The sequence below is a fragment of the Streptomyces sp. NPDC048258 genome (genome assembly GCF_043201995.1).
Classification (GTDB): domain Bacteria; phylum Actinomycetota; class Actinomycetes; order Streptomycetales; family Streptomycetaceae; genus Streptomyces.
Window position 1 is genome coordinate 202970 of the sequence record NZ_JBICZH010000011.1, and the last position, 22181, is coordinate 225150.

Annotated in this window: 23 protein-coding genes; 13 read left to right on the plus strand and 10 right to left on the minus strand. The window is 73.3% G+C overall.

The window, feature by feature from the left end; translation table 11 throughout:
- The first annotated feature begins 12 nt into the window (after positions 1–12).
- The 3 genes from sufU to ACGFYQ_RS25120 all read left to right on the plus strand — a co-directional run bounded on the left by sufU (position 13) and on the right by ACGFYQ_RS25120 (position 2417).
- Positions 13–474 carry a Fe-S cluster assembly sulfur transfer protein SufU gene (gene sufU, locus ACGFYQ_RS25110; protein ID WP_393747457.1) on the plus strand — a complete coding sequence of 154 codons (462 nt, stop codon included), beginning with the start codon at positions 13–15 and terminating at the stop codon, positions 472–474.
- On the plus strand, positions 471–815 hold the full coding sequence (locus tag ACGFYQ_RS25115) for a metal-sulfur cluster assembly factor (RefSeq protein ID WP_030009139.1): 345 nt from the start codon (positions 471–473) through the stop codon (positions 813–815). The genes sufU and ACGFYQ_RS25115 overlap by 4 nt, the downstream gene beginning before the upstream one ends.
- 195 nt (positions 816–1010) lie before the next feature.
- Positions 1011–2417: a DUF3616 domain-containing protein gene (locus ACGFYQ_RS25120; protein WP_393747458.1), complete on the plus strand. Its 1407-nt coding sequence runs from the start codon at positions 1011–1013 to the stop codon at positions 2415–2417.
- Here ACGFYQ_RS25120 and ACGFYQ_RS25125 read toward each other — a convergent pair.
- The gene (locus ACGFYQ_RS25125; RefSeq protein WP_393747460.1) at positions 2404–3213 is read right to left on the minus strand and encodes a hypothetical protein; all 810 of its coding nucleotides are present in this window, start codon (positions 3211–3213) and stop codon (positions 2404–2406) included. The genes ACGFYQ_RS25120 and ACGFYQ_RS25125 overlap by 14 nt on opposite strands.
- A 131-nt stretch (positions 3214–3344) precedes the next feature.
- Between ACGFYQ_RS25125 and ACGFYQ_RS25130 the strand changes: the two genes are divergently transcribed.
- Positions 3345–3665 carry a multidrug efflux SMR transporter gene (locus tag ACGFYQ_RS25130; RefSeq protein ID WP_328925061.1) on the plus strand — a complete coding sequence of 107 codons (321 nt, stop codon included), beginning with the start codon at positions 3345–3347 and terminating at the stop codon, positions 3663–3665.
- Entirely contained in the window at positions 3665–4201 is a 537-nt protein-coding gene (locus ACGFYQ_RS25135) for a TetR/AcrR family transcriptional regulator (RefSeq protein WP_393747463.1), read from the plus strand. Before ACGFYQ_RS25130 ends, ACGFYQ_RS25135 begins: the two co-directional genes overlap by 1 nt.
- A gap of 18 nt (positions 4202–4219) precedes the next feature.
- On the opposite strand, the gene ACGFYQ_RS25140 is transcribed toward ACGFYQ_RS25135, so the two are convergent.
- A complete protein-coding gene (locus tag ACGFYQ_RS25140; protein WP_393747465.1) occupies positions 4220–5098 on the minus strand; it encodes a winged helix-turn-helix transcriptional regulator in 879 nt (292 codons plus the stop codon).
- Positions 5099–5195: 97 nt separating this feature from the next.
- Here ACGFYQ_RS25140 and ACGFYQ_RS25145 point away from each other — a divergent pair, with 97 nt between their 5' ends.
- Positions 5196–6473 carry an MFS transporter gene (locus ACGFYQ_RS25145; protein WP_393747646.1) on the plus strand — a complete coding sequence of 426 codons (1278 nt, stop codon included), beginning with the start codon at positions 5196–5198 and terminating at the stop codon, positions 6471–6473.
- A 9-nt stretch (positions 6474–6482) separates the two neighbouring features.
- Positions 6483–7463 (plus strand): 2,3,4,5-tetrahydropyridine-2,6-dicarboxylate N-succinyltransferase, encoded by a 981-nt coding sequence (gene dapD, locus ACGFYQ_RS25150; protein ID WP_393747467.1) that lies wholly within the window; start codon positions 6483–6485, stop codon positions 7461–7463.
- A gap of 141 nt (positions 7464–7604) precedes the next feature.
- On the opposite strand, the gene ACGFYQ_RS25155 is transcribed toward dapD, so the two are convergent.
- The 4 genes from ACGFYQ_RS25155 to ACGFYQ_RS25170 all read right to left on the minus strand — a co-directional run bounded on the left by ACGFYQ_RS25155 (position 7605) and on the right by ACGFYQ_RS25170 (position 10900).
- A complete protein-coding gene (locus ACGFYQ_RS25155) occupies positions 7605–7988 on the minus strand; it encodes a hypothetical protein (protein WP_393747469.1) in 384 nt (127 codons plus the stop codon).
- Between the two features lie 86 nt (positions 7989–8074).
- Positions 8075–8329 carry a hypothetical protein gene (locus tag ACGFYQ_RS25160; RefSeq protein WP_393747471.1) on the minus strand — a complete coding sequence of 85 codons (255 nt, stop codon included), beginning with the start codon at positions 8327–8329 and terminating at the stop codon, positions 8075–8077.
- A 156-nt stretch (positions 8330–8485) separates the two neighbouring features.
- Positions 8486–8941: a GNAT family N-acetyltransferase gene (locus ACGFYQ_RS25165; RefSeq protein ID WP_393747473.1), complete on the minus strand. Its 456-nt coding sequence runs from the start codon at positions 8939–8941 to the stop codon at positions 8486–8488.
- Positions 8942–9061: 120 nt separating this feature from the next.
- Entirely contained in the window at positions 9062–10900 is a 1839-nt protein-coding gene (locus ACGFYQ_RS25170; RefSeq protein WP_393747475.1) for an endonuclease/exonuclease/phosphatase family protein, read from the minus strand.
- 355 nt (positions 10901–11255) lie between these two features.
- On the opposite strand from ACGFYQ_RS25170, the gene ACGFYQ_RS25175 reads away from it, so the two are divergent.
- Both ACGFYQ_RS25175 and ACGFYQ_RS25180 read left to right on the plus strand, forming a co-directional pair.
- Entirely contained in the window at positions 11256–12809 is a 1554-nt protein-coding gene (locus ACGFYQ_RS25175) for a hypothetical protein (protein ID WP_393747477.1), read from the plus strand.
- Between the two features lie 239 nt (positions 12810–13048).
- The gene (locus ACGFYQ_RS25180) at positions 13049–14488 is read left to right on the plus strand and encodes an alkaline phosphatase PhoX (RefSeq protein ID WP_393747479.1); all 1440 of its coding nucleotides are present in this window, start codon (positions 13049–13051) and stop codon (positions 14486–14488) included.
- Between the two features lie 101 nt (positions 14489–14589).
- On the opposite strand, the gene ACGFYQ_RS25185 is transcribed toward ACGFYQ_RS25180, so the two are convergent.
- From ACGFYQ_RS25185 to ACGFYQ_RS25200, 4 genes are all read right to left on the minus strand, one after another.
- The gene (locus ACGFYQ_RS25185; protein WP_393747481.1) at positions 14590–14766 is read right to left on the minus strand and encodes a hypothetical protein; all 177 of its coding nucleotides are present in this window, start codon (positions 14764–14766) and stop codon (positions 14590–14592) included.
- Between the two features lie 104 nt (positions 14767–14870).
- Positions 14871–16121 (minus strand): TerD family protein, encoded by a 1251-nt coding sequence (locus tag ACGFYQ_RS25190; RefSeq protein WP_393747483.1) that lies wholly within the window; start codon positions 16119–16121, stop codon positions 14871–14873.
- 97 nt (positions 16122–16218) lie between these two features.
- Positions 16219–16440 carry a hypothetical protein gene (locus ACGFYQ_RS25195; protein WP_393747485.1) on the minus strand — a complete coding sequence of 74 codons (222 nt, stop codon included), beginning with the start codon at positions 16438–16440 and terminating at the stop codon, positions 16219–16221.
- 78 nt (positions 16441–16518) lie between these two features.
- A complete protein-coding gene (locus ACGFYQ_RS25200; protein WP_393747487.1) occupies positions 16519–18051 on the minus strand; it encodes an aldehyde dehydrogenase (NADP(+)) in 1533 nt (510 codons plus the stop codon).
- Positions 18052–18178: 127 nt separating this feature from the next.
- Between ACGFYQ_RS25200 and ACGFYQ_RS25205 the strand changes: the two genes are divergently transcribed.
- The 4 genes from ACGFYQ_RS25205 to ACGFYQ_RS25220 all read left to right on the plus strand — a co-directional run bounded on the left by ACGFYQ_RS25205 (position 18179) and on the right by ACGFYQ_RS25220 (position 22174).
- Positions 18179–18961 carry an IclR family transcriptional regulator gene (locus tag ACGFYQ_RS25205; RefSeq protein ID WP_393747489.1) on the plus strand — a complete coding sequence of 261 codons (783 nt, stop codon included), beginning with the start codon at positions 18179–18181 and terminating at the stop codon, positions 18959–18961.
- Between the two features lie 200 nt (positions 18962–19161).
- Positions 19162–20172: a hypothetical protein gene (locus tag ACGFYQ_RS25210; protein ID WP_393747491.1), complete on the plus strand. Its 1011-nt coding sequence runs from the start codon at positions 19162–19164 to the stop codon at positions 20170–20172.
- Positions 20172–21458 (plus strand): sensor histidine kinase, encoded by a 1287-nt coding sequence (locus tag ACGFYQ_RS25215; RefSeq protein ID WP_393747493.1) that lies wholly within the window; start codon positions 20172–20174, stop codon positions 21456–21458. The genes ACGFYQ_RS25210 and ACGFYQ_RS25215 overlap by 1 nt, the downstream gene beginning before the upstream one ends.
- Positions 21455–22174 carry a response regulator gene (locus ACGFYQ_RS25220; protein ID WP_393747495.1) on the plus strand — a complete coding sequence of 240 codons (720 nt, stop codon included), beginning with the start codon at positions 21455–21457 and terminating at the stop codon, positions 22172–22174. The genes ACGFYQ_RS25215 and ACGFYQ_RS25220 overlap by 4 nt, the downstream gene beginning before the upstream one ends.
- The last annotated feature ends 7 nt before the right edge of the window (positions 22175–22181 follow it).

A 22181-nucleotide genomic window follows, 5' to 3' on the forward strand; every position in this document is an offset into this window, starting at 1 on the left:
GACGAGGACGCTGTGAAGCTGGATTCGATGTACCAGGAACTGATCCTGGACCACTACAAGCACCCGCACGGACGTGGCCTGCGCGACGGCGACGCCGAGGTGCACCACGTCAACCCGACGTGCGGTGACGAGATCACGCTGCGCGTGAAGTACGACGGCGAGACGCTGACCGATGTCTCGTACGAGGGCCAGGGCTGCTCCATCAGCCAGGCCAGCGCGTCCGTATTGAACGAGCTGCTCGTCGGCAAGCAGCTGGCCGAGGCGCAGAAGATCCAGGGCGTGTTCCTGGAGATGATGCAGTCCAAGGGCAAGCTGGAGCCGACGGAGGAGATGGAGGAGGTGCTGGAGGACGCGGTCGCGTTCGTCGGCGTCTCCAAGTATCCGGCGCGTGTGAAGTGTGCTCTGCTGAGCTGGATGGCGTGGAAGGACGCGACCGCCCAGGCACTGGGCGACGCGGAGAGGAAGACGGCATGACCGAGAACGCGACGCCCGAGGCGTCGATCAAGCCGGCCACCGAGGAAGAGGTCCGCGAGGCCCTCTACGACGTGGTCGACCCCGAGCTGGGCATCGACGTCGTCAACCTGGGCCTGATCTACGGCATCCACATCGACGACGCGAACATCGCCACCCTCGACATGACCCTGACCTCGGCGGCCTGCCCGCTGACGGACGTCATCGAGGACCAGGCGAAGTCGGCGACGGACGGCATCGTCAGCGAACTTCGCATCAACTGGGTCTGGATGCCCCCGTGGGGCCCGGACAAGATCACGGACGATGGTCGTGAGCAGCTCCGCGCGCTCGGCTTCAACGTCTGATCACACGCATGTGAGGGCCCCCGGCACGGTCGTGCCGGGGGCCCTCCCTGTTTTCCGCCGGGCTCTCCTCCGGTCCGCTGTTTTCCGGTCCGCTGTTCTCCGGGTGGACGGATGACGTGCACGCGGAGTTGGCCATGGTGGCGGAATCTTCTCGACGGCCGTCACGACGTGACGCAGACCACGAGAGGACCTTCCGTGACCGTTGGCCTTTCACCGGCGCGCCGCTGGGGCGCCGCGGGCGCCGCAGGGGCCGCGGCCCTGCTCCTCGCGGGGCTGACCGCTCCCGCGGCGGCGGGAGCCGTGCTCCCGGAGGCCGCCGCCGTGACCGTCTCGCTGTCCGCCACGCACCTGAGCGGTGCGGTGGGCGCGTACGGGGACCCGGCCGTGACGGCGGACGTCGAGCAGGCCGGTGTGCCGGCCGGATTTCTGCGGCTCAGGGTGGTGTCCTCCAGTAATCCGGCCGTCGCGGGCGTGGGCGACGTACGGCAGGAGCGCACCCGCGAGGGCGACCGGCGCCTGACGGTGCAGGCCCGCGGGCAGGGCTACACCGACCTCACCCTGGAGGTCACCGGGCGCGGCGGGAGGACCGCCACGGCCACCCTCTCCTACGCGGCCTCCGCGCGCGTGGGCAGCGGCCTGGGCACGCGCTACCTGACCGGTTCCTCGGACGCCTCGGCCGCCGTGGACGTGGGCGGCGGATACGTGATCGTCGCCGACGACGAGTCCAACGTGCTGCGCCTGTACGACCGCTCCCGCTCGGGCGCCCCGGTGAAGACCTGGGACCTCGGTGCCCCGCTGGGCCTGAAGAAGGAGGCCGACATCGAGGCCGCCGCCCGGGTCGGTGACACCGTCTACTGGACGGGCTCGCTGGGCAACAACAAGGACGGCAAGTACAAGGCCGAGCGGAACACCGTCTTCACGACGAGGATCACCGGCTCCGGCGCCGGGACCGAGGTCGTCTTCGGCAGCGCCTACAAGGGCCTGCGCGAGGACCTGGTGGCCTGGGACGCGGCGCACGGGAACCGCTACGGCTTCGCGGCCGGTACCGCGGCGGGCGAAGTTCCCAAGCAGATCGACGGGTTCAACGTGGAGGGGCTGGAGTTCGCGCCCGGCTCCACGACCACCGCGTACCTGGGCTTCCGGGCCCCGCTGGCGCCGGTCGTCCCCGGCGGCAAGGCGCTGATCGTTCCCGTCACCAACATCGACCGGGTCCTGGAGAGCGGTGCCGAGCCCGTCTTCGGCGAAGCGATCGAGATGAACCTCGGCGGACTCGCCGTCCGTGACATCCGGAAGAACGCCGCCGACCAGTACCTGATCCTGGCCGGCTCCTTCGCCGCCGACGACAACAGTGACCCGTACGCGCTCTACCAGTGGGACGGCGTACCCGGCCACGCCCCGGTCAAGCGGGCCGACCTGCCGACCACCGACCCCGGCGGCTGGGAGGCCGTGGTCGACGTGCCCGACCTATTGGCGCCGGGCGCGCGGGTGCAGCTGATCACCGACAGCGGGTCCGCGGACCTGTACGGGGACGGTGTCGAGGCCAAGGACCTGACGCACCCGGAGTGGAAGAAGGCCCGCGCGGCCTGGTTCACCCTGGGGTGATCCCCGGTTCGCGGCGCAGCAGCCGGTCCATGTAGAGCAGGCCGCAAGCCGGCTGCGGGACGGTCAGCAGGGCCGGGGCGAGCAGGGCGCCGAGGACGCCGAACCGCAACGGGACGGCGTACGCGGCGCCCAGCGCGAGCGCCCCGGCCGGGACCGTGATGGCGAAGGTCCGCCACCAGGCCCCCCGCACCAGGCGGGCCGAGCGGCGCAGGGCCGCCACCGGGCCGAGCCCCTCGTACCCGGCGGCCGTGGGCGCCAGGGCGAGCAGGACCCCGAGCCACAGGGCGACGGGGGCGAGGGGGAGCAGCGCGAGCGGCGGGAGGCCCGCGGCGAGGGCGGCCGCGCCGGGGCCCGCGGCGGCGAGCAGGACCAGCAGCCGGGACCCGAACACGGCCGGGATCCGGGGCGCGGCGGCCCGTAACAGCCCGAGCGTGGTGACGGGCCGGCCGAGCACGGCCGGCCGGAGCAGCGCAGCGGTCAGGGCGGTGGCCAGCGCCCAGCAGAACAGCAGGAACAGGGCGAGGGCGGGGACGAGCGTGTAGACGAACACCCGGCTGCCGGCGGTGCGGCTGAGGGAGGCGAGGGTGGCCGCCCCGGCTACGGCGGCGAGCGGGAGCAGCCCGGCCAGCTGGCCCAGCAGCAGCGCGCCGAGCAGCCGGCCGCCGTACCGGCCCAGGGTGGTGAGGGTCCCGTCGAGGATGTCCCGCGGTCCCAGTGGGCGCAGGGGTATCACCCCGGGCCGTGGAGAACGCGGGGCCAGCCAGCCGCCGCCCCGATGGGTCCAGTGCTGCGCCATGCGCGGGCCCTCCGTCTGCCGGGAGCTCCGGGGACGCGTCCCAGGAGGCGGACAGGGTAGCGCCGGAGGGCGCAGGAGTCCCGGGTGCTGCGTGTGTACGGCTGTACACATCGTTGTGTACCCTTGTACACATGCCTTACGCACTGCTTGCCGCGGCCATCGCCGCCGAGGTCGCCGGGACCACCGCCATGAAGTACAGCGACGGCTTCACGAAGCTGTGGCCCTCGCTGGGCACGCTGCTGGGCTACGTCATCGCCTTCACCCTGCTCGCGCAGACGCTGAAGACGATGTCGGTGGGCACGGCGTACGCGATATGGGCCGGGGTCGGGACGGCCGCGATCGCCGCCATAGGGATGGTGTTCATGGGGGAGGCGGCCACCGCCGCGAAGATCGCCGGGATCGCGCTGGTGATCGGCGGCGTGGTGCTGCTGAATCTGGGCGGCGCGCACTGATGGCCCCCGGCGTGCGCAGGTACGACCCCGAGCGGCGGCAGCGGATCATCGACGCGGCGATCCGGGTGGTGGCCGCCAAGGGCATCGCGGGGCTGAGCCACCGCAGCGCGGCGGCGGAGGCCGACGTACCGCTCGGGTCGACCACGTACCACTTCAAGACCCTGGACGACCTGCTGATGGCGGCCCTGCGGCAGGCCGGCGAGGCTTTCGCCCCGGCCCTGGCCGTGCGGGAGGGCGAGGACCTCGCGGGTGCGCTGGCGCGGCTGCTGGGGGAGACCCTGTCGGCCGACCGGGGCCGGGCCGAGCTGGAGTACGAGCTCTACCTGGCGGCCCTGCGCCGCCCGGCGCTGCGGCCGGTGGCGGCGGAGTGGTGCGAGTCCGTCGCGGCGGCCCTGGCACCGTGGACCGACCCGGTGACGGCCCGCGCCCTGGTCGCCCTCATGGACGGCATCAGCCTCCAGGTCCTCCTGACGGACGCCGAGTACGACGAGCCGTACGCCCGCGAGATCCTGAGCCGCGTCCTGCCTCCGGCCTAGCAGCGGCGAGCCGACCGGCTACGGCTTGCCCGCGCGGACCGCCGCCAACGCTGCCTGGACGCTCGCTTCGATGTCCTGGATCGGGTAGAAGACCTCGCGCACGGTGCGGTCGCGGTCCAGGACCAGGGTCAGCCGCTTGATCCGGGTCACGCCCGCCGCGCGGAACGTCGGCAGCCGCAGCGCCGCCGTCAGGGCGAGATCCGCGTCCGAGAGGAGCGGGAAGCGCAGCCGCTCCCGCTCCGCGAACTCCCGCTGCTCGTCCGGGCGCTGGGTCGACACCCCGTGCACGGTGGCGCCGGCCGCGGTGAACTCCGCGAGCTGGTCGCGGTAGGTGCACGACTCGAACGTGCAGCCCTTGGCACCCGGGATCCCGGCCCAGCCGGGCGGATAGGACTCGGCGCGCGCGTACGCGCCCGGGAAGCAGTACAGGACCGTGAACGCGCTGTCCGCGACCGGGTCGCGGAGCTCGCCGAAACGGTCCGGCAGGACCAGCTCCGGCAGCCGGGTGCCGCGCAGCGCGTGCACCCGTTCCGCCTCCCGTGAGGCCTCCCCGGTCGTCGCCGTCATCTCTCCCTCTCCCAGGATCCAGCTGTCCCCCCAGTCCTGGAGGGCCACCAGCACCGGCAGCAGCCCCCGCCCGCGCGGGGTCAGCCGGTACTCGTGCCGCACCGGACGTTCCTGGTACGGCTCGCGCGTCAGCACCCCGGCCTCGACCAGCAGCTTCAGCCGCTCGGCCAGGACCTTCCGGGACATCCCCAGCTCGCGCTGGAGCTCGTCGAAGCGGTGCAGACCGCGCGCGGTGTCGCGCACGATCAGCAGCGTCCACCAGTCGCCCACCACGTCGAGGGCCTGGGCGATGGAGCAGTCCGCGTCGCCGAGGTGCGTGCGCTGGGCCATGGGCACTCCTTTGTCCGTTGACCCAAGGCTGTCATGCTGACATAGTCCGTTCCCAAAAGGAACTTACTCGCTTCGCGATACGGGGGACACGGGTGTGCTGCAGGGGTTCAAGGACGTACCGAGGACTGTGTGGCTGCTGGCTGCGGGGGTCTTCGTCAACGCCGTCGTCAGCTTCACGTTCGTCTTCGTCTTCCTCTACCTGACCGGCCCGCGCGGCCTCGGCACCGCCCAGGCGGGCCTGGTCACCGGCATCGGCGGAATCGGCCTGGTCGCGGGCAACTTCACCGGCGGGTGGTACGGCGACCGCTTCGGCCACCGCCGGGTGCTGCTCGCCGCGTCCACCCTGGGCGGACTCGCCCTGATGGCGTTCCCGCTGCTGCCCACCCCACTGCTGTACGCGGCCCTGCCGCTCGCCCAGTACGCCTCCGGGGTGGTGCGGGCCGCCAACTCCGCGCTGGTCGCCGTCACCGTCCCGGAGGGGGCTCGCCGCCAGGCCTTCGCCGTCGTACGCTGCGTCTCCAACGGCGGGTTCACCCTCGGCCCGCCGCTGGGCGCCCTGGTCGCGACCGGACTCTCGTACGACTGGCTCTTCGTCGGCGACGGCCTCGGCACCCTCTTCTTCGCCCTCTGGACCGCCCGCGTCGTCCCGGCGCGCGGCGCCTCCCGCACCCCCGCCGCCGCCGCCGACGGGGGCCGGGACCGGGACCGGGGCCGGGGGCTGTGGGGCGAACTGCGGGCCCGGCCCGCCGTGTTGGTGCTGCTCGGCGCGATCCTGGTCACCGACCTCGTCTACCGCCAGCAGTACTCGGCCTTCCCCGTCTTCCTCGCCGACCACGGCCTGGACGCGCGAGCCTTCGGCCTCGTCATCGCCCTCAACGGCGGGGTGATCCTGCTGCTGGAGCTGCCCGCCGCCGTCGCGCTGCGCGAGCGGCCGGCGCTGCCCGTCATCGGCACCGGGCTGGTGCTGGTCGGAGCCGGGTACGCGGCGCTGCTGCTCGGCGCCGGGATCGCGAGCGCCGTGGCGATGATGGTCCTGCTGAGCCTCGGGGAGATCCTGTACAAGACCACCGCCACCGCCTACGTGGCCGACCAGGCGCCCGAGCACGCCATCGGCCGGTTCCAGAGCCTGTACGCGGGGGTCTCGGTCAGCGGGGTCGTCCTCGGCCCGCCGCTGGGCGGAGCCCTGTACGCCGCCGCGCCCGGGCTGCTGTGGCCGCTGTGCGCGGGGCTCGCGGCGGGGGCGGGCGGGGCGCTGTTCTGGGTGTGGGCCCGGCAGGCGCGACAAGCGGCGCGAGGGGATGTGCGAGGGGATGCGCGACACGCTGCGCGACCGGCACATGAGACCGGTTCGCGACCGCGGGCCGTCGCCGGTTAGGTTTCTGGCATGACTGCTACGCGTACCACCGGCGCCGTCGCCGCCGGACTTGCCACCATCACCGCCGACGGCACCGTCCTCGACACCTGGTTCCCCGCTCCCGAGCTGGTCGCCGAGCCCGGCCCGGCCGGCACCGAGCGCCTCACCGCCGAGCAGGCCGTGGAGCTGCTGGGCGCCGCCGCGTCGAAGGCGATCCGCCAGGACGCGGTCCGGGGCGTCGAGGTCGTGGCCGTCCGTACGGTGATCTCCTCCCTGGAGGACAAGCCGCTGGACGCGCACGACGCGTACCTGCGTCTGCACCTGCTCAGCCACCGCCTGGTCAAGCCGCACGGCCAGAACCTCGACGGCGTCTTCGGCCTGCTGACGAACGTGGCCTGGACCTCGCTGGGCCCGGTCGCGGTCGACCAGGTCGAGACCGTCCGCCTCAACGCGCGCGCCGAGGGCCTGCACCTCCAGGTCACCTCGATCGACAAGTTCCCCCGGATGACGGACTACGTCGCCCCCAAGGGCGTGCGCATCGCCGACGCGGACCGCGTCCGCCTCGGCGCGCACCTCGCCGAGGGCACCACCGTCATGCACGAGGGCTTCGTCAACTTCAACGCCGGCACCCTGGGCACCTCCATGGTCGAGGGCCGCATCTCCGCGGGTGTCGTGGTCGGCGACGGCTCCGACATCGGCGGCGGCGCCTCCACCATGGGCACCCTCTCGGGCGGCGGCAAGCAGATCATCTCGATCGGCAAGCGCACCCTGATCGGCGCCGAGGCGGGCGTCGGCATCGCGCTCGGCGACGAGTGCGTCGTCGAGGCCGGCCTCTACGTGACCGCGGGCACCCGCGTCACCCTCCCGGACGGCCAGATCGTCAAGGCCCTGGAGCTCTCGGGCGCCAACAACATCCTCTTCCGCCGCAACTCGGTCACCGGCGCCGTCGAGGCCCGCCCGTACAAGGCGACCTGGGGCGGCCTGAACGAGGTCCTGCACAGCCACAACTGACGCCCGGCCGCCCTGACCTGCGGCTGAGCAACCGACCAACGCGCTGACCTGCGGCTGGGCTGTCGCCAGTCGTCGGCATTGGCCACCACTGAGCGCCCTCCCACGGCCCCGCGAAGGCCCGGGGAGGGCGCTCAGCTGTGGTCAGGGCCGGCTTTGCAACGCCGCGTATGCTCGCTCGACCTCGCCCAGGTACTGCCCCAGGCGGAAGTGAACCTCCTCGATGGCCCCGCCATCGGGGCCCGGGCACATCACGTCGGACCAGATGACCGTCTCGCCCCGGAGCCGGACCCGGATGGCCAGCCTGCCCGGCCCTGGCTCGGGCTGCTCCTCGGCTGCCAGGTCCACCGTGCGCGGCATATCCGTCGGATAGAGCGGTCCGCCTGGGCGGAGGAGTTGCCTCGGGTCGAGGCCGGCCATCCTGCTATCGCTGCGCGCCACCACGTCGAGGCCGTCGACGAAGAGGTATGTGTGCACGGCAGTACATGCCGGCGGCCCAGGACACGCGCTGATGAGCAGCGTGCTCACCGCATGGCTTTGGCTTTCGGGCACGGTGACCCTCAGCTCGCGCGGGGATCTACGAGGCATCCGCTTGATGTGGCGTCATGGGCCGGTCAGCGCGGCGGGAGCGTGCGGATCAGACCCGCGAAGGCCTGCCGTTCCGCCTCGGTCAGCTCCACCGACTCCATCGGGTGCGCGGCCGCGGTGCGCTGGGCGGGAATCACCGGCAGGCCCTCGTACGCGGCCGGCTCCGGGTGGTGGAAGCGGTTGTCCCACAGCATCTGGCCGAGGCCGGCGACCCAGACGAGAGCGGCCACGAACAGGACGGCGAGGCCGATTTCCTGGGCGAGCGGGATGGAGGGGAACACGCGGTCCTCCGGCGAGTGCGGGGTACAAGGCGGCACAAGATCGGGCGTGCAGACACTCAACACCACAAGAGGTCGATTCGGTAGAGATGTGTCGAGCGTCACGCCAGGGTCGAAAGTCCCCACCTTGTCCGGGAACGACCCCGCGCTGCGAAGCCCCTACGACTCCAGGTGCAGCTTGAAGCCCTCGTGGCTGCGCGCGAAGCCCAGCCGCTCGTAGAACCGGTGCGCCGCCGTGCGCCGCTTGTTGCTCGTCAGCTGGACCAGGCCGCAGCCGCGCTCGCGGGCCCGGTCCGCGGCCAGCTTCATCAGCTCCGCCCCCAGTCCCCCGCCCCGCCGGTCCGCGCGGATCCGTACCGCCTCCACCAGCGCCCGGTCCCGGCCGTTCTGGCCCAGGCCCGGGATGTACGTCAACTGGAGGCAGCCCAGTACCGCCGCGCCGTCGTCGTCCGTCAGGACCAGCATCTCGTTGCGCGCGTCCGCCCCGATGGCGGCGAAGGCCCGCTCCTGCGCCTCGTCGACGACGATCGAAGCCGGGTCCACGACCCGGTCCTCGTCGGCCAGCAGGGCGAGTACGGCGGGCAGGTCCTCGCGCGTGGCCATACGGAAGATCATGGCCAGGAGTGTGGCAGAGGACCCGGACGGGACGGCGTCCGGGCCCTCTGCGGTCTCAGGAGGTACGTACGGCCACCACGACGGCGACCGGTACGGCCATGACTACCGCTACCGCTACCGCTACGGCTTGAAGCGCAGCACCTGCGGGTCGTGGTCGCTGTTCTGGTCCGCGAACTCGGCGTTGATGTGCACGCTGTCGTACGTGAAGTGCTTGATCGCCGGGCTGGTCAGGATCTGGTCCAGCACCTGCGCGTTGCCCTGGAAGACGTACGAGTACCGCTCCGCCTTCGGCAGCGACTTGATCGCCGGGTACAGCGCCCCGCCGTCGGCCAGCGCGTCCGTCGTCGCCGAGAACTCGAAGTCGTTGATGTCACCGAGGACGAGGACGTTCGCGTTCTTCTCCGCCGCCAGGATCTCCTTCACGAAGCCGTTCACGGCCTGCGCCTGGAGCAGCCGCTTGGCCTCCGAGGAGCGCACCGGCGGCTGGTGGTGCGAGGTCAGGCCCTCGTCGCCGCCCTTGGAGCCGAAGTGGTTGGCGATCACGAAGACCGTCTTGCCGCGGAAGACGAACTCGCCGGCGAGGGGCTTGCGGCTGTCGGCCCACGCCGGGTTCGCGGGGTCGATCCGGCCGGGGGAGTGGGTCAGGGCGGCCTTGCCGTTGTCCTTGACCACGCCGGTCGCCGTCACCGCGTCGCCCGGGGCGCGCTCGGTGAAGGAGACCCGCTCCGGGTTGAAGAGGAAGACCTGGCGGATGTTGCCGCCGGGCTCGCCGCCGTCCTTCTTGTCCTCCGGGTTGACGGTCCGCCACTGGTAGGCCGGGCCGCCCGCCGCCGCGATCGCCGCGGTGAACTTGGTCAGCGTCTGCTCGGCCGAGACCGTGCCGTCGTTCTTGGCGCCGTTGTCGTCCTGGATCTCCTCCAGGGCGAGGATGTCGGGGGAGGCCAGGTTCTCGACGACCGCCTTCGCCAGCGCGTCGAACTTCGTCTGCGGGTCGGTGGGGTCGAGGTTCTCGACGTTGTACGTGGCCACCGCGAGCTCCTGCGCGGCCTGCGCCTTGGTCTTCTCGGGGGCGAGGGTGCCCGCCTTGACGGTGCCGAGGGTGCGGGCCACCAGGGTGTAGCCGCCGAACTGGTTGAAGTCCAGCGGGCCCTCGGTGACGCCCGTCAGCTTGTCGCCGACGTTGGCCACCGGGAAGGGCTGCTGCGCGAGGGGCGCGAGCTGCTGGATCTGGAGGCGGCCCGTGTTCTGGGACTCGTAGGAGCCGTAGATCGTCCCGCCGCGCTTGGCGGTGTTCTCCCAGCCCTTCACGGTGACCCACAGCTCCGAGTACGGGTCGGTGGCGCCGACCACGCGCGAGGTGCCGATCTTGACGTTCATGCCCTCGAGGGACTCGTAGAAGTCCAGGGCGTAGCGCGAGGGGTCCAGGGCCAGGCCGTTGATGCTGCCGCCGGCGGCCGGGTCGCCGGCCGGGGCGTACTCGGCGGGCACCGTGTACTCGTTGATCGCGGCGGCCTCGGGCAGCGCGTTGCCCGAGGAGACCACCGTGACGACCGGCTTGGATATCTGGGTCACCGACTGGTTGCCCGAGTTGAGGCCGCCCGGGACGTACTCGCCGACCGTGCCGGAGACCTTGACCGCGTCGCCCACGGCGACGGTCGGGACCGAGCTGGTGAAGACGAACACGCCCTCGCTGGTGGCGGCGTTGTCGTCGGCGTCGGGGTCCTGGATCCAGAAGCCGCGCGAGCCGTACGTCCGCACGCCCGTCACGATGCCCTCGACATCGGTGACCTGCTTGCCGACGAGCGGGGATATCCGGGTGGTGCCCTGGATGTCGTGGACGCGTACCTGGCCGGCGGCGGAGCCTTCGGCCGCGTCGGCGGAGCCCGCCAGCAGGCCGGTGGCCAGCGCGGTGGCGACGAGGGCCGAGACGGCGGCGGAACGGGGATGCGAGGAACGCATGAGCGGGAACTCCGGTGTGGGATGAGGGAGACGGCGGTGTTGCGGCAGGAGATCTGCGGGAGGGTTGAGGCTCCCGAAACATCTACGCGCGTCAATTTCCTGTGTGGCCGCCAAAGTTGTCAAGGCCTCCAGGGAATACGGCAGCTGACTGTGGGATGAACCAAAGGGGATGACCCGCCGGACCCGCCCGAAATGCGTCTACGCTGGGTCGCCTGGCAAGGTCGGCCGTCAGTCCTTCGGTCCGTCAGTCTGTCCGTCTGTCGTCCGACCGACGGCGACCGACCACCGACCGACCGACAGGCCGTCACGGTCCCGTGCCACCCCGCCCCACCGCGTCCGCGAGGAGAACCGCCCCATGTCCGCAGAGCCGCACCCCACGCTGCCGCCGGTACGGCTGCACTCCGATGCGGAACTGGCCCGCGACGCCCTCGTCGCCCCGCTGTTCGCCCGCGCCGTACGGCTGGCCCGCTGGGCCGGACCCGACACCCGCGTCGACATCGGCGGCGAACTCGTCGCCGCCCAGCTCCCCGAGGCCGCCACGGTGCTCGGCCTCGACGCCGCCGACCCGGACTCCGCGGTGTACGCGAGCCAGGCCTGGCGCGTGGCCGTGGACACCGGGCTCGTCGACGTCACCGAGCCGGAGGAGGAGGAGCGTGGCGAGGGCGGCGCAGGAGCCGCGGGCGGAGAGTCCGGCGAGGAAGGCGCGGGCGGTGAGGAAGGCGAGGCCGGCGAGGAGCTGTCCGGTACCGCCGTGCCCGGCGAGGACCTGGCGCTGGTGACGAGCGGCGCGCCCGGCGACGTACTCGACCTGTGGCTGGCCGCGCTGGACGCCGTACTGGCCGACGCGGCCGTGCCCGATCTGGACGACCTGGTCGACGCACTGGACGCGGGCGGCGAGATCGACTTCGACCAGCTGGACTGGAACCCGCGGCGCGAGGCGGACTTCCTCGACGCGGTCCTCGCCAACCTCTACCTGCTCACCGTCTCCGAGGGCGGGGCGGCGGACCGCCCGGTTCCGCTGCCCGTGCTCGCCGCGTCCATGGTGGTGCCCGACGGCATGGGCGACCCCACCGACGCCGTGCTCGAGCAGGTCTCCGACACGATGATGCGCCTCGACGACCAGTTCCGGCAGCTGGAGCCCATCGGGCTGGTCGAGTTCCGGCCCGTCGACGAGGAGCTGATGACGGAGGCGGACGACGAGCAGATCGCCTCCGGCGCCGCCGCCGGCCGGGACGACACCGACGAGGACGTCTCCCGCTACGGGATGGTCCGTCTGACCCCGCTCGGGCTGTACGGGGTCCGCGCCCGGATGCTGGAGGCCGGGGTCGAGGCCCCAGCCGTCGGCGAAATGGCCGGCAAGGGCGCGGACGCGCTGCTCGACGCCGTCTCCTACTACCCCGAGAGCGCCGCCGAGGCCGAGATCGAGGCGTGGCTGGCCGGCCGCGACCTGCCCGCGGCCGTCGCCGAACTGCTGGACGCCGCGCGCGGTGACGACGAGGGTGCCCCGCTGCGCCGGCTTCGCTGCCAGCAGGCCCTCGCACCCGCCGGGCCGGAGGCCGAGCCCGCGGTCCGCGCCGTGCTGGGCGACCCGGAGCTGGGCGGGCTCGCCCGGGTCTGGCTGGCCGAGCGCGGGGCGGCCGACGTACCGGCCCCGGACGGGACGATGGTGTTCTGGCTGACGGTCGACACGATCGCCGCGCAGCTGGCCGCCGACGGGGAGACCGAGGAGCTGCCGCTGCTGATGGAGACCCTGACCGCCCATCACACGGGGTTCTTCGAGCAGGTGTGGCGGGTGGAGCACCCGGCGACGGCGTACGTCCTGGAGGCGATGGGGCGGCTGCACCCGGACAAGAAGGCGGCGAAGGAGGCCCGCAAGGCCGCGTTCAAGGCGCGCTCCCGGCGGCCGTGAGGGGGCGGGGCCGCAAGACGGTGACGGGGCGGGCGGGAAGGCGGTGGCAGGGCGGTGGCAGAGCGGCGGCCGGGCGGATCGGAACGAGCCGTTCCTGGGCCGGAGTTGGCCATTCCGCCCACCGGCAAGGGGTCCGATCGTATTCGTGGGTAGTTCAGCCGCCGTTCACGTGCGGGCGGGAGCGTGTGCGCCGACGACCGCACGACAGGCGCACCCACCTCCCCACCCCTGGAGACCCGATGCCGCTCAGCCGTAGAGACTTCACCGCCCGCACCGTCATCGCCGGCGCGGGAGTCGCGCTCACCGGGACGGTCGGCGCCCTGGCCACCGCCCCGGGCGCGCTGGCGGCCGACGACAGCACCCGCCGCGACGAGCACGGACGGCCCTGCGAGCCCGGCTACGGTCCGCTCGTCGCCGATCCGGCCGGCCTCCTCGCCCTCCCCGCCGGATTCACGTACCGCGTGATCACGCACAGCGGGGTCACCAAGCTGGAGTCCGGCGAGATCACCCCGTCCAACCACGACGGGACCGCCGCCTTCGAGGGCCACCGCAGGGTCACCCTCCTCGTCAACAACCACGAGCTCAAGGGCAAGCGTGCGGACTGGGCCCACCCCGTCCCGCTCACCGAGGGCCTCGTCTACGACCCGGCCGCGGCCGGCGGCTGCACGGTCGTCGAGGTCCGCCGCGGCGGCGAGATCGCCGAGTGGGTGGGCGTCGCCGGTACGTCGACGAACTGCGCGGGCGGTTCCACCCCCTGGGACACCTGGCTCACCTGCGAGGAGACCGAGGACCTGGCCGGCAAGAACGGCATGACCAAGGACCACGGCTACGTCTTCGAGGTCGACCCGCACGACCGCCGCGCCAACCGTGACCCGCGGCCGGTCAAGGCCTTCGGGCGGTACGCGCACGAGGCCGTGGTCATCGACCCGCGCCAGGGCCACGCCTACCTGACCGAGGACGCCTCCGGCCCCAACGGGCTGCTCTACCGCTGGACCCCGCCGGCCGGCTTCCGCCACGGGCGCGGCAAGCTCCGTACCCTCTCCGCCGACGCCGGCGTGCTCCAGGCCGCCAAGTGCATCGACAGCTCGGGCCGGTTCGTCGACGACCTCTCGCGCGCCACGAAGATCGGCACCGTCTACGGGGTCGACTGGGTGAACGTGGCGGACCGCGACGCGCGGACCGTGCCGGTGCGCAAGCAGTTCGCGGACGGTGCCGTGACGCGGGCGCGCAAGCTGGAGGGCATGTGGTGGGCCGACGGCGGCGCGTACTTCGTCTCCTCCTACGCCCGTGAGGAGAGCCCGGGCGCGGCGCACGACGGCCAGGTGTGGTTCTACGACCCCAAGCGGCGCACGATCCGGCTGAACGTCCTGATCGGGGTCAACGCGGACCCGGCGGCGGACGGCGGCTACGACGGCCCCGACAACATCACCGTGTCGCCGTACGGAGGCCTGGTCATCGCCGAGGACGGCTCCGGCCTGCAGCACCTGTTCGGCGCGACCGAATCGGGCCGCACCTACCCGCTGGCGCGCAACGAGCTGAACATCGGGACCGCCGAGGAGCCGGAGTACTCCGAGTTCACCGGTGTCTGCTTCTCCCCGGACGGGCGCACGCTGTACGCCAACATCCAGGACCCGGGCATCATGCTGGCCATCACCGGGCCGTGGCGGCGCGCGCACTGACGCCTGCGCACGCGACCGGCGGGGCCAGGACCGGCGGGGCCAGGACCGGCAGTGCCGGTACCGGCGGGGCTCCGGGGCCGTCGCCGGCTCCGGAGTCGGGCCTACTGGGCCGCGGAAACCTCCGCGCGGGAGGCCGCGGCCCATTCGAGGAGAAGGAACTCATACGCCTCCGAGGGCCACTCGCCGTCCAGCCGGGTCTCGACAAGGTGCCGTATCGCCTCGTTCGCCTCGGCGGCGGACGGGCGGGCGGGCCCCGCGGGGGTGAGTGACTGATGCATGAGTTCAAGGCTACGGGCGGGCACTGACAGCCACCTCCGGATTACGCGTGGCATCCATCACCCGCGATCCGGCCCCATGGCCGCCTCTGTGCCCGCCCACCTGCTCAGAGTGCCTGCGAGGCGGGCTTGACCATGCCGCGCACTGTGCGTGACTTCACAAAGTCGCCCATGGCCGTCATCTCCCACTCGCCGGTGAACTGTTTGATCAGCTTCGCCATCATGACCCCGGTCTGCGGCTCGGCGCCGGTGAGGTCGAAACGCACCAGCTCCTCGCCGCTCGCCGCGTCGATCAAACGGCAGTAGGCCTTGGCCACTTCGGTGAACTTCTGGCCGGAGAAGGAGTTGACCGTGAAGACCAGCCCCGTCGCGTCGGCGGGGAGCCGGCCCAGGTCCACGACGATCACCTCGTCGTCGCCCGCGCCCTCGCCCGTCAGGTTGTCGCCCGAGTGCTTGATCGCGCCGCCGAGGATCGACAGCTTGCCGAAGTAGCAGCTGTCGATGTGGTTGCGCTGGGGGCCGTACGCGATGACGGAGGCGTCGAGGTCGATGTCCCGGCCGCGGAACGCGGGCTCCCAGCCGAGACCCATCTTGACCTGGGAGAGCAGCGGGCGGCCGCCCTTGACCAGGGAGACCGTCTGGTTCTTCTGGAGGCTGACCCGGCCCTTGTCGAGGTTGATCTTCCCGCCGGCGGGCGGGGCGGCGGCCGGCGCCGGAGCGGGGGCCGCGGGGACCGGCGGGGCGGCAGGTGTCGTGCCGCCGCCGAGCCAGGGGGAGGCCGGGTAGGAGGCGGGCGGGGCGGGCGGTGCCGGAGGCGCGGGCGGGGCGACGGGCGCGGGCGCGGCGGCGGGTGCTGCGGCCGGCTCGTCGTCCACGGAGACCCCGAAGTCGGTGGCGATCCCGGCGAGGCCGTTCGCATACCCCTGGCCGACCGCGCGCACCTTCCACACGCCGCCGCGCTGGTAGATCTCGACGACGACGAGCGCGGTCTCGGCCCCCAGCTGCGGCGGGGTGAAGGTGGCGATCACCGCGCCGCCGTCCGCGTTGCGCACGGTGGCGGTGGGCTCGACGCCCTGGAAGGTCTGCCCGGCCGCGTCGGGGCTGGCCGTGACCACGATCCGCTCGATGCCCGGGGGCAGCGCGCCGGTGTCCACGGTGATCGAGTCCGGTGCCGAACCGCCGCCGGACCGGTAACCGATGCCGGGCCCGGTGGGCTGGTTGTAGAAGATGAAGTCGGCGTCGGAGCGCACCTTGCCGTCCGCCGTGAGGAGGAGTCCCGACACGTCGAGCCGCACCGGGGCAGCCACGTCCACCGTCACACGGACGGCATTGAGCGGCAGGTTGGATCCAGGGGTCATAGCGGTCATGCCCTGGAGAACGACCGGAGGGGCTTTGCCGTTCCCTTACTTTCGCGCGAGATTTCCGGCGAGGTCCCGGCCGGCCGTTCAGCCGCGGTCAGTGCCGGTTGCGGGGGTGGTTCCTGGCCGTGCGCTCGTTGCCGAACTTGTAGGCGCCGGTCCAGCGGGCCATCACGAGCTGCGCGTCGCCGGACCCGACCTCGGCCAGGAACTTGCCGGCCCGGCCCCCGCGCAGGGTCGCCGCGGTGCGGCCCTGGTGGGTGATGACGACGGAGTCGTCCTGCTGCTGTCGGTACGAGAACCCGTGCGGCTTCGGCATGAGCCGCAGCCTGCCCCGCCGCGGGCGGGGCGGGCAACGGATTTACCGGCTTGCCCGGCAGCCCCCCCGGCGGCCTCCTCAGGCCCCCGTCACCCGGCGCGGCAGCCCCAGCGGGTTGGCCTCGCGCAGCTCGGGCGGAAGGAGCGCGTCCGGCACCGACTGGTACGCCACCGGCCGCAGCCAGCGCTCGATGGCCGTCCCGCCGACGGAGGTGGAGTGCGAGGTGGCCGCCGGGTACGGACCGCCGTGGTGCTGGGCCGGGGCCACCGCGACCCCGGTCGGCCAGCCGTTCACCACGATCCGGCCCGCCAGCCCCGTGACCTGCCCGATCAGCTCGGAGGCCGGGCCCGGCTCCCCCTCGGTCTCGGCCTGCGACAGCTGGAGGGTGGCGCTCAGGTTCCCGGCGAGCCGCCCGAGCACCGCGCCGGCCTCGCGCTGGTCGGCGTACCGCACGACGACGGTCACCGGACCGAAGCACTCCTCCAGCAGCACCTCGTACCCCGCGTCCGGGGCGCTGTCGAGGAGGCGGGCGGCCCGCACGGTCAGGTAGCCCGCGCCGACCGTGTGCTCCCCGCCGGAGCCCGGGGTGACGGGCGCGTCGACGCCGGGCAGCGCCGCCCGCTCGCGGACCCCGGTGACGAAGTTCTCCCGCATCCGGTGGTCGAGCAGCACCCCCGGCTCGGTCTCCCCGAGCGCCTTCGTGAGCGCGCCGGTCAGACGGTCGCCGGCCGCGCCCTCGGGGACCAGGACCAGGCCGGGCTTCACGCAGAACTGGCCGACGCCGAGGGTGACCGAGCCCGCGAGCCCGCTGCCGATCTCCTCGGCGCGCTCGGTGGCCGCGGCCGGGGTGACCACGACGGGGTTGAGGGAGCCGAGTTCGCCGTGGAAGGGGATGGGCACGGGCCGGGCGGCGGCCGCGTCGAACAGGGCCCGCCCGCCCCGGATGGAACCGGTGAATCCGGCCGCGGCCACCAGCGGGTGGCGGATCAGCTCCAGGCCGGCGTCGAACCCGTGGACCAGGGTGACCACGTCGGCCGGGAGCCCGGCGACGACGGCCGCCCGGCGCAGCAGCGAGGCGCACAGCTCGGAGGTGGCCGGGTGGTCGGGATGCGCCTTGACGACCACGGGGCAGCCGGCGGCCAGCGCGCTCGCGGTGTCCCCGCCGGGGACGGAGAAGGCGAGCGGGAAGTTGGAGGCGGCGTAGACCGCGACCACGCCCAGCGGCACCTTGTAGCGGCGCAGTTCGGGGCGCGGAGGGCTGAGGGCGGGGTCGGCGCGGTCGATCCGGATGTCGAGGTAGGCACCCTCGTCCACGGCGTCGGCGAAGGCGCGCAGCTGGCCGGTGGTGCGGGCCAGTTCGCCGGTGAGCCGGCCCGGGCCGAGCGCGGTCTCGGCGTCGGCGGCCTCGATGACGTGTGCGGCGGCCTCGTCGAGCAGCGCGGCGGCCGTGCGCAGGAAGGCGGCGCGGGCGGCCGCGTCGGCGAGCGCGCCCCGGGCCGCGTGGGCGGCCCGTACGGCTTCGTCCACCTCCCGGGATGTGGCCTCCACCGCAACCTGCTCGCGCTGCTTCCCGGTGCGGGGGTCCACACTCCAGACTGGTGTCGTTGTCATGGCCCACTGCCTCCTGGATCGTTCAGTATTCTGAACGCCGTTCCGGTGGATGAATGATCACATCTGCTGCGGACTCTATTTCCGCGTCCTCCGCGTGACAAGAGGCGACCAGAGGGGAAGCAGGCGTATGACGACGACCGAGTCGGGAAGTGCGGCCCCGGCATCGCCGGTCAAATCAGCGGTGCGGACGGTCCTGTTGCTGGAGCACTTCGCGGCGAGGCCGGGGCTGCACAGCCTCGCCGACATACAGAACGACCTCTCCCTGCCCAAGTCCAGCCTGTACATGCTGCTGCGCACCCTGGTGAACCTGGGGTGGGTGGAGACGGACGCGACGGGCACGCGGTACGGCATCGGCGTCCGGGCGCTGCTGGTCGGCAGCTCGTACATCGACGGCGACGAGGTGGTCGCGGCCGCCCGGCCGACCCTGGACCGGCTCTCCGACGACACGACGGAGACCATCCACCTGGCCCGAATGGACGGGACGAGCGTGGTGTACCTCGCGACCCGCCAGTCCCAGCACTACCTGCGGCCCTTCACGCGGGTCGGGCGGCGGCTGCCCGTCCACTCGACCGCGCTCGGCAAGGCGCTGCTGGCCACGCACACGGACGAGGAGGTACGGGCCCTGCTGCCGCGGCGGCTGGAGGCGGTCACCGAGCACACCCTCACCGACCGGGAGCGGCTCATCGAGGAGCTGGCGCTGGTGCGGGAGCAGGGGTACGCGGTGGACCGGGAGGAGAACACGCTCGGGCTGCGCTGCTTCGGGGTGGCGGTGCCGTACCGGACCCCGGCGCGGGACGCGGTGAGCTGCTCGGTACCGGTGGCCCGGCTGACGGAGGGGCACGAGCAGGCCATCAAGGCGGCGCTGTTCGAGGCGCGGGACCGGCTGTCGGTGGTGACGCGGCGCATGTGAGGCGGCGGTTGGGGGGCTCATGTGGGGCGGCGGTCGTGTGGCGGCGGTCGTGGGGCGGCGCGGATGGGTGGAGGCGTGGGGCGGCGCTTGTGGGGCGGCTCGTGTGGGGCGGCGGAGGGGGTGGCTCCTCCCCCGCCCGGGGGAGGCGGTTCCCCTTCGAGGGGGAGGTGGCGGGGCGGCGCGCGCGGGACCGTTGAGTCATGACCACACGAGCCGTTCCCACGCCGTACGCGGCGCAGCCGTCGGCCCCCGCCCTGGGGACCGCGCGGCGCGTCCTGCGGGCGGTGGCCCTGGCCGCCACCGTTCCGTACCTCACGCTCAAGACCGCCTGGCTGGCCGGGAGCCAGGTCGGGATACCGGACGGCAGTGTGCTCAGTGAGCCCGGGATGTTCTTCATCGTGGCGAACTCCGTCACGCTGGCCATGGACGCCTGCGTGATCCTGCTCGTGCTGGTGCTCACCCGGCCCTGGGGCGTACGGGTCCCGGCCTGGCTGCTGACCGTCCCGGTCTTCGTCGCCACCGGACTGCTGACCCCGATCCTCCTCGGGTTCCCGGGCCAACTGCTCGTGCGGGCGCTGGGCTTCGGTGTGGACGAGGCTACGAAGGCGGCCCAGGAGCCCTTCCTGGACCCGTGGGTGTTCAACGTCGTCTACGCCGGGTTCACGATCCAAGGACTCGCCCTGGCCGGGCTGTTCGTGCCCTATGCGCGGGAGCGCTGGGGCCGGCTCTGGCGGGGCGTGCCGGGACTGGGGGTAGCCCCGGACGGAGTCTGGGGGAGGCTCCCGTCATCCACGGGGGTGGTGGCGGGAGCCGCGGCCGCGGCTGGTGTGGCGGTCGCGGCCGTGTACGCGTACTGGGCCTTCGGCGGTACGGCCTGGCTGGACGCCGAGCGGGCGGCCGCGCACTCCGCGGAGACAGCCGTGGTGTCCGCGGCCCACGGGGTGTGCGCGCTCGCCGCCGGAGCCGGGGCACTGCTCCTGGCCCGCGGCGGGGGGTTCCGGGCGCGGTGGCCGCTCGGCCTCGCCTGGATCGGCGCGGGGGCGACGCTGAGCTGGGGGACATGGATGCTGATCGCCTCGCTGGGACCGCAGTTGGACGGCGGCGAAGGGCCGGCAGCCGCGATCCTGTTGACCTACGCTGGCCAGATGATCACCGGATCGCTCGCCGCCATCGTCCTCACCCGATTTCTCATATCCCGCCGCGAGGCGTGATGCGCGACGCTCTGAGCCGGCTGTTGGGGGCGCGGGCCCGGCTGCGCTGGGTGCACCTGATCCTCGGCGGGGCGCTGCTGATGCCGTACTTCCTGCTCAGCCAGGTGGGGGTCGGCATGGCGGCCGGCGGGGTCAATGCCCTCAGCTCCTTCCCACTGACCCTCGCCGCCTACGCGGCGGCCCTGCCACTGGCCGCGGTGACCGCGGTGTTCGGGCTGGTCCGGCCACTGTCCGTGGTCGCGGTCCGGGCCATGTGCGCGGTGCCGGGGGAGCGGCTGGCCGAGGGGGCCGCGCAGTCCTGGGCCGCGCGGGGGAGGACCTCGGCCTGGTGGACCCTGCACCTGGGGGTCGGCGCGGTGATCAGCGGGATGACCCTCGCCGTCCCGCCCATGGCGGTGGTGCTGATCACGCTGCCGTTCGTGAGCGGACTGCGGGACACCCGGCTCGGACTGGGCTGGTTCAGCACCGAGGCCGATCCGTACGTCGCCCCCCTGCTCGGGACGGGCCTGCTGGCCGGGCTGGCCCTGTGCGCGGCCGGGGCCGGGGCGCTGCTGGCCCGGCTGGCGCCCGTACTGCTCGGGCCGACCGGGGCGGACCGGCTGGCCGCGGCCGAGGAGCGGGCCGCCGACCTGGCCGTGCGCAACCGGCTGGCCCGGGAGCTGCACGACGCGGTCGGGCACGCGCTGAGCGCCGTCACCCTCCAGGCGAGCGCCGCCCGGCGGGTGCTGGAGCGCGACCCCGACTTCGTACGGGAGGCGCTGGCCGCGATCGAGGACACCACCCGGCGGACGGTGGGCGAGCTGGACGCCGTCCTGGGCCTGCTGCGGGACGGCGACGCGGCCCGGCCGGACGCCGCGCCCGCCCCCACGCTGGCCGCCGACCTCGACGGGCTGCTGGCCCGCACCCGGGCAGCGGGCACCACCGTCACCGCCCGCCAGGACCCCGGCCCCGTAGGGGACTGGGCACGGCTTCCGGCGATCGCCTCCCGGGAGGCGTACCGGATCGTGCAGGAGGGCCTCAGCAACGCGCTGCGCCACGGCGCGGGCCCCGTCGAACTGCGGATACGCGTCCACGACGGGGCAGGGACCGGACACCGTGAACTGGAGATCACCATGACCAATCCGCCCGCCGCGCCGGAAGGCCGGGAGCCCCGCACCACCGGCGGCCGCGGCCTGCACGGCGCCGGCGAACGGGCCGCGCTGCTCGGCGGCCGGGTCGAGGCCGGCCCGCATGAGGACCTGTGGCGGCTGCGGGCCGTACTCCCGCTCGCCGGAGGCGACCGATGACCGAACCGACCCCGACCGTGTCCCCGACCCCGACCCCGACCGAGCCCCCGGCTCCGGCGGGCCGCCCGCCGCTGCGCATCGTGCTCTGCGACGACGAGCGGATGGTCCGTACCGCGCTGCGGGTCATCCTCGAAGCCGAACCCGACCTGGAGGTCGTCGGCGAGGCGGCCACCGGGGCGGAGGCCGTCCCGCTGGTCCGCTCCCTCGCCCCCGACGTGGTGCTGATGGACGTCCGGATGCCCGAGATCGACGGGATCCGGGCCACCGAGCAGATCCTCGCCACCATGGCCGAGCCGCCCCGCATCGTGGTCGTCACCACCTTCGAGAACGACTCCTACGTCTACGGGGCGCTGCGCGCGGGAGCCGCCGGGTTCCTGCTCAAGCGGGCCGACCCCGACGAACTGATCGGCGCGGTCCGCCTCGTCGCCCGCGGCGACTCGCTGCTCTTCCCGGCCGCCGTCCGCTCCCTCGCCGCGGCGCACACGGCCGGCTCCGCGCCCGCCGCGCCCTGGGTCGCCCGGCTCACCGACCGCGAGGCCGACGTCCTGCGTCTGATGGCCACCGGACTGTCCAACCACGAGATGAGCGAGCGCCTCGGGGTCGGTCCGCAGACGGTCAAGACCCACGTCGCGTCCGTCCTCGCCAAGACCGGGGCCCGCGACCGCACCCAGGCGGTCATCGCGGCCTACGAGGGCGGCTTCATGAAGAAAAGCTGAGAACCCC